General features: G+C 45.2%; 12 protein-coding genes. All 12 read right to left on the bottom strand.

The features are described 5' to 3' along the window. Positions 1-162 precede the first annotated feature (162 nt). The 12 genes from der to BIZ39_RS01060 all read right to left on the bottom strand — a co-directional run bounded on the left by der (position 163) and on the right by BIZ39_RS01060 (position 12,341). Positions 163-1,608 (bottom strand): ribosome biogenesis GTPase Der, encoded by a 1,446-nt coding sequence (gene der, locus BIZ39_RS01115; protein ID WP_014979823.1) that lies wholly within the window; start codon positions 1,606-1,608, stop codon positions 163-165. Between the two features lie 290 nt (positions 1,609-1,898). After that, positions 1,899-3,158, bottom strand: a complete 1,260-nt coding sequence (gene bamB, locus BIZ39_RS01110; protein ID WP_187446153.1) for an outer membrane protein assembly factor BamB — start codon at positions 3,156-3,158, stop codon at positions 1,899-1,901. Positions 3,159-3,202: 44 nt separating this feature from the next. After that, entirely contained in the window at positions 3,203-3,823 is a 621-nt protein-coding gene (locus tag BIZ39_RS01105) for a YfgM family protein (protein WP_014977028.1), read from the bottom strand. A 12-nt stretch (positions 3,824-3,835) separates the two neighbouring features. Next, positions 3,836-5,119 (bottom strand): histidine--tRNA ligase, encoded by a 1,284-nt coding sequence (gene hisS / locus BIZ39_RS01100; protein WP_187446152.1) that lies wholly within the window; start codon positions 5,117-5,119, stop codon positions 3,836-3,838. Between the two features lie 82 nt (positions 5,120-5,201). Then, complete coding sequence (gene ispG, locus BIZ39_RS01095) at positions 5,202-6,320, bottom strand: flavodoxin-dependent (E)-4-hydroxy-3-methylbut-2-enyl-diphosphate synthase (RefSeq protein WP_014950167.1); 1,119 nt, start codon at positions 6,318-6,320, stop codon at positions 5,202-5,204. Between the two features lie 8 nt (positions 6,321-6,328). Continuing rightward, on the bottom strand, positions 6,329-7,366 hold the full coding sequence (locus BIZ39_RS01090) for a RodZ domain-containing protein (protein WP_187446151.1): 1,038 nt from the start codon (positions 7,364-7,366) through the stop codon (positions 6,329-6,331). A 6-nt stretch (positions 7,367-7,372) separates the two neighbouring features. Then, positions 7,373-8,563 (bottom strand): type IV pilus biogenesis/stability protein PilW, encoded by a 1,191-nt coding sequence (gene pilW, locus BIZ39_RS01085; RefSeq protein ID WP_187446150.1) that lies wholly within the window; start codon positions 8,561-8,563, stop codon positions 7,373-7,375. A 24-nt stretch (positions 8,564-8,587) separates the two neighbouring features. Next, complete coding sequence (locus BIZ39_RS01080) at positions 8,588-9,706, bottom strand: bifunctional tRNA (adenosine(37)-C2)-methyltransferase TrmG/ribosomal RNA large subunit methyltransferase RlmN (RefSeq protein WP_014977032.1); 1,119 nt, start codon at positions 9,704-9,706, stop codon at positions 8,588-8,590. A 521-nt stretch (positions 9,707-10,227) separates the two neighbouring features. Further along, positions 10,228-10,659, bottom strand: coding sequence for a nucleoside-diphosphate kinase (gene ndk, locus BIZ39_RS01075; RefSeq protein WP_012519000.1), 432 nt, complete (start codon positions 10,657-10,659; stop codon positions 10,228-10,230). A gap of 271 nt (positions 10,660-10,930) precedes the next feature. Then, positions 10,931-11,341 (bottom strand): SufE family protein, encoded by a 411-nt coding sequence (locus BIZ39_RS01070; protein ID WP_014950170.1) that lies wholly within the window; start codon positions 11,339-11,341, stop codon positions 10,931-10,933. A 59-nt stretch (positions 11,342-11,400) separates the two neighbouring features. Next, on the bottom strand, positions 11,401-11,934 hold the full coding sequence (sufT, locus tag BIZ39_RS01065) for a putative Fe-S cluster assembly protein SufT (RefSeq protein WP_039218147.1): 534 nt from the start codon (positions 11,932-11,934) through the stop codon (positions 11,401-11,403). A gap of 50 nt (positions 11,935-11,984) precedes the next feature. Continuing rightward, a complete protein-coding gene (locus tag BIZ39_RS01060; RefSeq protein ID WP_014950172.1) occupies positions 11,985-12,341 on the bottom strand; it encodes a HesB/IscA family protein in 357 nt (118 codons plus the stop codon). Between the last annotated feature and the right edge of the window lie 2 nt (positions 12,342-12,343).

Genomic DNA, 12,343 nt, shown 5'->3' with positions numbered 1-12,343 from the left:
CAATAAAACCGTCGAGTTGAATACGACTGGCAAAATGCAATTCACGCTAAAGCGAGTCTAATTGGGGATTTCATCATGCCACAATAGTGGGGAAATTGAGTAATGTAAAAGCATGGACGCTATCGCCACTTGGTCAGAAATAGCGCCCAATCCTTAAAAAGGCTACTTTTTATCTTTGTAATAAGACATCATACGACGGCGCTTGCGCTGCTGCGCCAAGGTCAAATTAGCCTTTTTACCTTCAAACGGGTTGTTGCCTTCTCTGAATTCTATCTTGATAGGCGTACCCATAATTTCTAGCGCTTTTCTGAAATAGTTCATCAAGAAACGCTTATAAGAGCTTGGTAAGTCATCCACTTGATTACCGTGAATAACAATAACCGGTGGGTTGTAACCACCTGCGTGAGCATACTTCATTTTAACTCGGCGACCACGCACCAGCGGAGGTTGATGGTCATCCTGAGCCATTTCCATAATTTGTGTAAGCAGCGCGGTATTAATACGCTTGGTCGCGCTCATATACGCTTCTTGTACAGACTCAAATAAATTACCAACACCCGAACCATGAAGCGCAGAAATAAAATGAATTCGAGCGAAGTCGATAAAGCCTAAACGACGGTCCATCTCGCGCTTTATGTCGTCTTTCACGTCAGTACTTAATCCGTCCCATTTGTTCACGGCAACTACTAATGAACGACCTGAATTAAGCACAAAGCCTAATAGGCTAAGATCTTGGTCGGTAATACCTTCTCTGGCATCAATAACCAATAGCACTACGTTAGCTTCTTCAATTGCCTGAAGAGTTTTAACAATAGAGAACTTCTCTACGGCTTCACTAATTTTCTTGCGCTTTCTCACGCCCGCGGTATCGATTAGGATATATTCACGCTCATCCCTTTCCATTGGAATGTACACGCTGTCACGGGTGGTGCCTGGCATGTCGAATACCACCACGCGCTCTTCACCTAAAATGCGGTTTGTCAGTGTCGACTTACCCACGTTGGGCTTACCTACGATAGCAAGTTTGATAGGTAACTCTTGAAGGCGTTGACGCTGCGTTTCAGCATCCTCTTCTTCTTCAGGCTCCTCATCGACAATTTCCATGTCCGGGAAATCAGATTCAAGTGGCTTTAAGGCGTCCTGCAGCAATTGGCTAACACCGCGACCGTGGGCCGCAGCAATTTGCTTAATATCACCTAAGCCTAAGGAATAAAATTCCGCACTTTCGCTATCGCCGTCAATTCCATCAACCTTGTTCGCCACAACAAACACTTTTTTGTTTATGCGTCGAAGATGATCAGCAATACCTTGGTCGGCTGGCAGCATACCTGCTCTGGCGTCAACCAAAAACAATACGACATCAGCCTCTTCTATAGCTAGCAAAGACTGTTGTGCCATTTCAGCATCAATGCCCTCTTCATCGCCCGTAATACCGCCGGTATCCACTACTATGAACTGGCGCTTTTCAAATTTCGCTTGGCCGTATTTACGGTCGCGAGTTAGCCCCGGATAGTCAGCAACTAGTGCATCACGGGTATTTGTAAGGCGATTAAACAAGGTTGACTTACCAACATTAGGGCGGCCAACCAAAGCAACAACGGGTAACATTTATCAGATCCTAGGGGTCATGAAAGCTAAAAAAGCACAAGCCGCATACACCATCTATTACAACTAACGTTCGGGAGCTGTATTCTCTAACGAGAGGTGAATTACTATGAGGCTTTTGAGAATGGGCGCATTATACCTTGTTCACTACCTAATACCAATGGCGTTCAATAACACGAAGAGAAACCGTCTACCCATTGATAATGGCCAAGTTTAGGCCCGAAAAAACCGCGGGGTATAAAAAAAGGCGCTTTAAGCACCTTTTCTGTTTAAATATTAGCGAAACGTTCCTGTTACTTTGGAACTTGCACCGACGCTATTACGCCATTACGTGTTACCGCTATAATCTTATCATCAACCTTCAACGGCGCAGCATAGATTGAATCATCTTCGTCATCGCCGCCAACATCTAGGCGTGCAACAACTTCACCTGTTTCTTGTTCAATCCAGTGTAGAAAGCCCCAGTTATCACCAACAACCACATGGTCGCCTACTGGAGTAGCAGCCGTTAATGAGCGATGCTTAAGTGAACCTTGAGACCAAAGCTCTACGCCGTTTCGTCTATCAAGGGCATAAACGTTAGAGTTGTTGTCTACAACAAAAATTTTATTGCCGTCGATATTCAAATTGCGAAACGATGCATATTCACGTTTCCAAATTACACGACCTGAACGTAACTCTACAGCAGCTAATGTTCCGTTGTAAGAAACCGTGTAAACCGTGCCGCCAAATAAAACAGGCGTTGTGTCGATATCAACAATACGCTCTAACTCTGTTGCACCAGAAGGCGTTGCAATTACCGTTTCCCACGCAAGTACGCCTGTTTCGATAAGATTAACCTGAATTTTACCTGTAGGTGTGCCGATGATAGCACCACCGTTAGATGCGATTGGGCCAGAAATACCACGTAATGTTAGCGGAGGAGTATCACCTTCGTGTCTCCACAACTGTTCACCAGTGCGGGTATTGAAACCAAATAGGCTACCAGCCCCCGTGTTAACCACTAAGATACCTTCATCAGCTGCCGGAGCCGCTAAAACCTCACCGGGAACAGACGCATCCCAAACCAACTCTCCGGTTTCTGCATCCATTGCAGCTACATAGCCGTTTTCTGTACCAATGAATACGTGTCTGTCTGCTACGGCGATACCACCAATACGTGCAGTCTCACCGCTACGCCACAAATTAGTGACTGAGCTTAGCATGCCCTCAGAGCGAAACTGTGCGAAATCTTTCTCCCACAACACCTTACCCGACTCAGGGTCCATCGCGACAACGGCGCCATGGCGATCGGCAGCATAAAGCTTGTCATAGGCATAAACAGGGCGAAGACGAGAGAAGTAATGATTAACGCCATCACCAATATCGCGATCCCACACTAATTTAGGTGTGAATTTAGCCTCAATAGGCTTTAAACGACGAATCTCTAATTCTTCATCATCTGCAAACCAGTCTGAAATAGTTGAGCAGCCAGACATTGTGATAGACACCGCGAGTACCATACCTATCGTGCGAGCAAATCGACCTTTACGGCCACACGTGTTGTGAAACAAATTGCGTACCTCTTTATTATTTATACCAGCCCTAAGGCTTTCGCTTATTGCGCAGCAGATACCGATAGGTTATCTAACTTCATTTGTAAAAGCGGATTGTTGGCATTTTTTTCTAACGCATTTGAATAAGCTAAGCGAGCATCATCAAACTTGCCTTGTTTTTGATACACATCGCCTTTTAATTCAGAAACTTCTGCTGAAAATGCGTCATTTGTTACATTGCTAAGCGTAGACAACGCCGCGTCCAGCTGGTTCATTTCAATTTGCACACGCGACAAACGAAGTGAGGCAAGCACTTTCAATTCATCATTTTCGGCAAAGGTTACTACGCTATTTAGGTGAGAAGCTGCAGCGTCTAAATCACCGGCATCTACCGCTTGCTTAGCAGCAAGAAGGCTGGCAATGCTCGCATAACCACTGTCTTTGTTCTCTTCGATAAAAGCTTTAACTTTTGCGTCGCTGCCTTCTGTACCGAATGTTTCTACGGCATTTTGATAGGCAACCGATGCCGCTTCTTTAGTTTCAATTTGCGCTTCTGAATACGCTCTCCAGCCCCAAAGGCCACCTAGACCAAGCGCTGCACCGACAATAATTGCAGTACCGTGCTCTTTCCAAAAACGTTTAATCGCTTCTACTTGTTGTTCTTCTGTTGCGAACTGTTCCATGATGTCCTCTTTTTATTTTGCGCTCAGCATCTCTGCAACCTTATCAGATAAGGTATCGAAGCTGACTGTAACTTGTTCTTGACCATCGCGTAGTGGTTTAACACCTACTTCGCGAGACTGCATTTCGTCATTGCCTAAAAGCAGCGCTAAACGTGCGCCTGTTTTATCTGCACGCTTTAATTGTTTTTTAAAGTTGCCGCCGCCACAGTGCATCATTATGCGTGTATTAGGAAGCGTATTTCGAAGATGCTCTGCTACCTCAATAGCGTATGACTGTGCCTCTTCGCCCATCGCCGTTACGTAAACGTCTGCGAAACTTGAGTCCTGACCTTCTTCGGTTAACGTGGTTAGCAACAGTACCAAACGTTCAATACCCATAGCAAAACCAACCGCAGGCGTTGCTTTGCCCCCGAGTTGCTCTACCAAGCCATCGTAACGGCCTCCAGCACACACTGTACCCTGTGCTCCCAGGCTGTCTGTTACCCACTCAAACACGGTACGGTTGTAGTAATCTAATCCGCGCACTAGACGAGGATTAATTTCAAACTCAATACCTGCTTGCGTTAAGCGCGAACACAAGGTTTCAAAATGTACTTTAGATTCTTCATCAAGATGATCGATTAGCGCTGGCGCATCGGCAATCGCAGCTTGAACATCAGGGTTCTTTGAATCGAGTACGCGAAGTGGATTCGTTTCAAGTCGACGCAGTGAATCTTCGTCGAGCTGGCCTGCACGCTGTTTTAAGAATTCAACCAGCGTATCGCGATATGCAGCGCGAGCTTCGTTTGAACCTAAGGTATTGATTTGAAGTTTTACGTGCTGCTCAATACCAAAAGCTTTCCAAAAGCGTGCACTAAGAAGAATCACTTCTAAGTCGATGTCAGGGCCGTCCATACCGTAGGTCTCTACACCGAACTGATGGAACTGGCGATAACGCCCTTTTTGTGGACGTTCATGACGGAACATTGGCCCCATGTACCACAGGCGTTGCTGCTGGTTGTACAATAAGCCGTGCTCGTTTCCTGCGCGCACGCAACTTGCCGTACCTTCTGGACGTAGCGTTAAGCTGTCGCCATTTCTATCTTCGAAGGTATACATTTCTTTTTCAACGATATCGGTAACCTCACCGATAGAGCGCTTGAACAAGTCGGTGCTTTCAACGATGGGAGTACGTATTTCTTGGTAACCATAACTCGCCACAACCTGACGAAGTACAGATTCTACCTTCTGCCATGTACCGGAAATCTCCGGTAGGCAGTCATTCATGCCTCGAATTGCCTGAATAGTCTTAGCCACGTGAAATTCTCATACTGCTAAATAGTGAAAAGCCCCGCATTATAGGGGCTTTGGGAATAAACAACAATGAACAAAAAATGTCTCAGTCTTTAACCGAGACCTGAATTTTATTTTGTTCACTCATACGCGATGCTTTGGCGCGAATCTTAGCTTCAAGCTTATCCACAAGATCGTCGTTAGGAAGACGTTCTTTAACGCGCTTACCGTCTTCGTATAAGCCACTCATGTTACGTGCGCCAGTAAGGCCCAAATCAGACACTTCTGCTTCGCCTGGGCCGTTAACCACACAACCGATGATAGAGACATCCATTGGCGTAAGAATATCTTCCAATCGCTGCTCAAGAGCATTCACTGTGCCGATTACATCGAACTCTTGTCGTGAACAACTCGGGCAAGCAATAAAGTTTATACCACGCGAGCGAATACGCAGTGACTTCAGAATATCAAAGCCTACCTTGATTTCTTCCACCGGGTCAGCGGCTAACGATACACGCAACGTATCACCAATACCTTCAGCCAATAGCATACCTAAGCCAACTGCACTCTTCACGGCGCCGGCGCGCTGACCACCGGCTTCAGTAATACCTAAGTGAAGCGGCTGGTCTATTTTTTGTGCCAATAAACGATAGGCGCCAACAGCTAAGAAAACATCTGACGCTTTAACGCTGACTTTGAATTGATCAAAGTTAAGTTTGTCGAGAATATCCACATGACGCATTGCGGATTCAACCAGCGCTTCTGGCGTTGGCTCACCGTACTTTTCTTGTAAGTCTTTTTCTAACGAGCCACCGTTCACACCAATACGAATAGGAATATTTTTGTCTTTTGCACAATCGACCACAGACCGCACACGCTCCATATTACCTATGTTACCTGGGTTAATACGCAGACAATCTACGCCGTATTCAGCAACCTTAAGTGCGATACGGTAGTCGAAATGAATGTCTGCAACGAGTGGCACACTCACCTGCTTTTTAATTTCTTTAAATGCTTCAGCCGCTTCCATCGTGGGCACAGATACTCGAACGATCTCCCCACCCACTGCAACAATACGGTTTATTTGATCGACGGTCGCTGCCACATCAGTGGTCCGCGTATTCGTCATAGATTGAACAGCAATGGGAGCGCCATCACCAATGGGGACGTTACCTACATTAATACGCGTAGACTTTCTGCGCTTAATAGGGCTTTCTGCAAACATCTAATTACCTATAAAGGAAGTGCGAAGCGAGCTGTTTTACCGTTTTGGTATGAAGAAATATCAACAGACTCGCCGTTAACTGATATGCGCACATTATCCGGTGCACCGAGCGTAACTTCAACAGGAGGAACGCCTTGAATTTCCATAACTCGTCCTTTTAGCTTTACCCCATAGGCAATAGCTTCTCCAGACGCGTCTTTTATATTAACCCAACAGTCATCGTCGAAAGTGAAAACCATAGCAATTGGCGCTGCATCAGACTGACTATTCACATTAAGGTTGGGTTGGGGTTCGTTACTACTCGCAGAATTAACCAGAGCGGTTAGGTTATTGCTATCATTTACCTCTGTATCGGGTGCTGAGATTGCACCATCATTCAAGCTACCGTCTTGGTTAAAACCGCTATCTTGGTCGCTGAACGCACCGCTGGTTTCTGAGCTTGTACTATTGCTCACGCCCGTATCTAGCTGATTGTTTCCAGCCGTATCACCCTGCGACGGCGAGACGTCAGTAGTTACACTGTCGGTATCTGTGCCCGCCGATGGGACAGGCGTATTAGCGGCTTCTCGCTTAACAGCCTCACTAAGTGGCAGTTCAGCTACCGTGTCGTCACTAGGCTGTTGATACCACCACACGACAACGGCGGCAATGATAAGAAGTAAAATAACATAAGTTACCATCATCCACCTGTCATCGTGTGTCTGTTTTGCGACACGCTTTGAAAAGCTCTGTAATTTCTCGGAAGATGGTACAGATGTTTGATTGTGAAAGCGTTCGAATGCCTCAATAACTTCTCGAGAATTCATGCCTAATTGCTTGGCATAATTTCTCACGTACCCTTTTGTAAAAGTCACCGAAGACTTTTCATCAATGACATCATTTTCTAAATCATTGATTTGTTTAGCTTTCAAAAATAATTTATCAGCAATATCTTGTTGAGACAAACCTAGCGTTTCACGGCGCGCTTTTAGCATTACCCCTGGACTTGGCGTGTTTTCTTGTTGTTGCGAAGTAACTTCTTGATTCGCTTTTTCTTCCGACACCATTAAACCTTATTCCTCCTGCATACTCGGTGGTACTAACCAAAGCGTCTGACCAGCAATAATAGCGCCAGTATTTTCAAGGTTATTCCACTCTTGCAGTGTTGCCATTTTGATATTGTGCAATAAAGAAATACGATATAAGTTTTCACCTTCTTTTACTACATGGAATTTATCACTTTGCACAGATAATTCAGTATTTTGTGCTTTTTCTGGTGTGTTAGCTGTGGCTGTAGGAGCGTTGTCGGTGTTATTGCTCTGAGATTGACGCTGAGCGTCGTTGTCTTGGGCGACGCTCTTTTCATTTTCTTTATCGTTTGATGATGTTTGTGTAAGCCCGTCGGTATTTGTTTGGTTTTCGCTTATTTGTGTTTCAGAATCATTTGGCTGTGTAGATTTGACGGTTTTAACCACTTTGTTTTGCATACTTTCACGTTGCACTAAGTAACGTTTAGTAAGCTCACTTTCAGGGAACAATGACATCATCATTTCGCCATACCCCTTTGCAGTCTCTAGATCCCCTTTCCCTTTGGCTATTTCATAAGCTAACCACAATGAATCAGGCGTAACTTTGGCAACACGTTCGTATTTTCGTAACGTAGATTCAGCAAGTTCCCACTGTTCTGAAACCGTGTAAAATTCGCTGAGCAAGAACAGGCTTTTGCCCCTAGCAGGCTGATGTTTTAATGCGTCTTGAAAATAGCCGATCGCTTCATCTAGCTTACCTTGACTTTGCGCGCACAAAGCCAAGTTCTCGTAGGTTTGCGCTGCGTTAGCGTAAAGCCTGTTATTTATCGCATCAAAGAAATACGCTTTGGCTTTTTCGTATTCGCCGTTTTGGCATTTAAACGCGCCATAACTGTTGGCAATATCGCCATTGTTAGGCGATAGGTCGATAGCAGTTTCATAGTACTCTTCCGCTCGAAGGTTATCGCCCACCAGTTGATAGTAATATGCCATCGCGAACTGAACGTCTGCAGAGCGTGGATTAAACTCAAGCGCTTTGTCGAGGTTCTTTTTTGCCTGCGTGTAGTTGTTATTTTGAAGGTAGGTAAGACCAAGGGACATGCGTGTTTTGGCGGCTTCTTCGTGATCGAAGTTACCGCCATACAACCCTGACTGGCTATTACTGACACAGCCAGAAGTGAAAATAATCGCGCTTAAAAAGCCAATTTTAAGTAACGTTCGCAATCCCGCAACCATAGTCTTACCCTAATATCTTAATGATTATTGGGCCATTTTTACTGAAATTGCTTCGCCCTTCACCTGTTTTTTTAACATTCTTTTCGTTCTGTCTACCACATCACCCACTAATTGACCGCATGCTGCGTCTATATCATCACCTCGCGTTTTACGCACAACGGTTGTAAACCCATATTCCATAAGCACTTTTGCGAATCTATCAATACGCGAATTGCTTGAACATGTATAGGGCGAACCTGGGTAAGGGTTAAATGGTATTAAGTTTATTTTACTAGGTGTGTCTTTCAATACCTTTGCCAACTGGTGCGCTTGTTCAGTGCTGTCATTGATGTTTGAAAGCATAACGTATTCTACCGTCACACGGCCTTGGTTCGCTTTAGATTTGGCCAGATAACGACGTACGCCTGCTAAGAAGGCTTCGATATTGTACTTCTTATTGATAGGCACGATCTCATTGCGCAACTCATCGGTGGGTGCGTGTAATGAAATAGCTAACGCTACGTCTATTTGGTCACCCAACATATCGAGCGCAGGTACTACACCAGATGTACTTAGCGTAACGCGGCGTTTAGACAGGCCGAAACCGAAATCGTCCAGCATAATATCCATGGCTGGTACAACGTTTTTAAGGTTAAGCAGTGGCTCACCCATACCCATCATTACTACGTTAGTGATAGGGCGTTTGCTCGAGTCTTTTGAAAGACCAAGGAAAGTAGCTACACGCCATACCTGACCAATAATTTCACTTACACTTAGGTTACGGTTAAACCCCTGCTGCGCCGTTGAACAGAAAGTACACTCTAGCGCGCAACCTACCTGTGATGACACGCAAAGCGTTGCACGGTCAGTTTCTGGGATCCAAACAGATTCAACTTCCTGACCACCTTCAAGGGTAAGTGCAAACTTAATAGTGCCGTCGCTCGCTTCTTGAAAGTATGCAATTTCAGGCGCTTTAATTTCGCAATTTTCAATGAGCATCGCGCGAAGGTTTTTATTGAGGTTACTCATTTCCTCGAAATCGCTGATACCGTGCTGGTAAATCCATTTCATCACCTGATCGGCACGAAACGGTTTCTCGCCCATTTCTTTGAAGAAATTGCGCAAGCCTTCGCGATTTAAGTTTAATAAGTTAGTTTTTGCCATGAATAAGATGACCCTTTTACCTTCGAGGGATGCCCCTCTTACTACTGAATACGGTGTAAAAACCAGCGATTCGACTATGTCTTGAACGAGATTTAAGAAAAAGAAAAGCACTGATTAAAATTTGCGCGGATTTTACCACAGATGAGATTTGAGAAAAAGCCGATTTAACGCAGAGAAACGTTAAGTTTGGCGATGCGCGAGAAGCGTGGTTTAGCTTGCCTAAATGAGCGCCGAGCAAAGCGGCATAAAGCGTGTATCTTTCTTCTGAGTAACTGAGCGCGCTTTAGGCAATGCGCGAGAAGCGTGGTTTAGCTTGCCTAAATGAGCGCCGAGCAAAGCAGCATAAAGCGTATATCTTTCTTCTGAGTATCTGAGCGCGCTTTAGGCAATGCGCGAGAAGCGTGGTTTAGCTTGCCTAAATGAGCGCCGAGCAAAGCAGCATAAAGCGTGCTCAGACACTAAGAAGGGCTTAGAAACAAAAAACGGGGCCTTAGGGCCCCGTTAATTCTACCTACGTAATCCTAGCGAGTACGTGGGCAGATTTCTTCTTCAGAGAAGAAGTAAGCAATTTCACGTGCTGCTGACTCAGGTGCGTCAGAACCGTGAACTGCGTTTTCGTCGATTGACGCAGCGTAGTCTGAACGAAGTGTACCTGCAGCTGCATCAGCTGGGTTAGTTGCGCCCATGATTTCACGGTTAGCTAGAACTGCGTTTTCGCCTTCTAGTACTTGAACCATAACAGGACCAGACGTCATGAAGTCTACAAGTGCGCCGAAGAAAGGACGCTCTTTGTGTTCTGCATAGAAGCCTTCTGCTTGCTCTTTGCTCATGTGGATCATCTTAGATGCCACGATGCGAAGACCTGCAGATTCGAAACGGTTGTAAATTGCACCGATTACGTTTTTAGCTACCGCATCAGGCTTGATAATCGAAAAAGTACGCTCAAGAGCCATGTTCTCTCTCCAAACAAATAGTGTGTGTATCTTTAAAATTTTGGCCGCGAATTATAGGCAATAAATAGCAGCTTGACCAGAGCCTTTATCAAATCAGATATAAAGTACTGTTTTTATGCGCAAATGTAGAGAAAGGTTAGCCTGTTGGCGATGACAATATGATGACAGCGTACAGATTATTTTGCACAGAACTAATTATCGAGGACTCACCTGCCCCACTGCCTTTACTATGAAACCTTAAAACGGCTTAAAGAAACCAACGCTTAAAAAATTAAGCGTTGGCTTTTGCTAATTCTTGAATTTTACCTACGATGGCGCGTAAGCCATTACCGCGGGTTGGCGTTATATGACGCTCTAGGTCTAGTGCTTCAAAATAGCCGTCGATATCAAACGCTAAAATATCTGTTGGCGTTTTGTCATTATAAGCGGCAAGTACTAACGCAAGCAGTCCTTGAACGATAACTGCATCGCTGTCTACGTCAAAGTTGATTTTATTGCCGTCGTAAGACTCCACCAGCCAAACGCTGCTCTGACACCCTTTGACCAAACGCTCGGGTGTTTTAGCATCTTCAGGCAAGCCCGGAATAGATTTCCCTAAATCAATGATGTACTGATAACGCTGTTCCCAATCGTCGAAGAACGCTAAATCATCAATAATTTCGTCACTGCTAGGTAGTTGCATTACTATTTCCGCTTAATTTGTTTGAAAAGTTGTGTGATTAAATTTCACTGCGTGGATGATTAGAAGAACAGACCTGCTTCAAGCTGTGCTTCTTCACTCATCATATCACGGGACCATGCAGGGTCGAATACAAGCTCTACGTTGACGTTTTTAACATGGGGAACCATGGCAACGCGGTATTCAACGTCGCCAACCAATACTGGGCCCATGCCGCAGCCTGGTGCGGTCAGAGTCATATCAATATTGACGCTGCTAGTACCTTGATCAATTTCCACTTTGTAGATAAGACCAAGGGATACGAGATTGATAGGAATCTCAGGGTCAAAGATCGTTTCTAACGCGTCCCACACTTGCTGTTCGCTTATGTTTCCGTCTTCTGGCGCGTCAAAGCTCAGAGTCATCGCTTTTCGGCCAATAGCACCTGCATCAGTACCATCGATGCGGTACATGTTGCCACGCCACGTTACCGTATAGTTACCACCGAGCTCTTGGGTGATATTCACAAACTCGCCTTCAGGGATCACGGTAGGATTGCCCGCAGGAACTAAGCGCGCTTTACAATCGCGCTCGGTGGTCACCATTTTTTGCTTCATAAACTACTTAGTACTCTTTGTTCTACCACTGATGGCCTTTGACGTGGCACTTAGCCTACGTTAAAGCTTTCACCGCATCCGCACTCATCAACCACGTTGGGGTTGTTGTATTTAATGACGCCGTTCACACCTTCTGTAACGTAATCAATTTCTGTATTACGCAGTAGGTCGGTGGCATCTGCAGCCACGGCTACGTTGAGTAGTGGCGAAATTTCAACAATTTCGTCATCGGCTTGCGCGCTATCTGCGAAATCAAGCACGTAGGCGTAACCTGTACAGCCGCTTACTTTTGTCGATAAACGAATTAACTGACCCGGCTTGTCTTTAAGCTTACTTTCGAAATGCTTAACGGCACTGTCAGTTAGCGAAATGAGTTTTGTACTAGGTACGAAAGTTTCAACACTCATAA

Source organism: Alteromonas sp. BZK5, assembly GCF_014349115.1.
In the GTDB taxonomy this organism is placed as follows: domain Bacteria; phylum Pseudomonadota; class Gammaproteobacteria; order Enterobacterales; family Alteromonadaceae; genus Alteromonas; species Alteromonas macleodii.
This window is presented reverse-complemented; position numbering and strand designations above follow the sequence as displayed.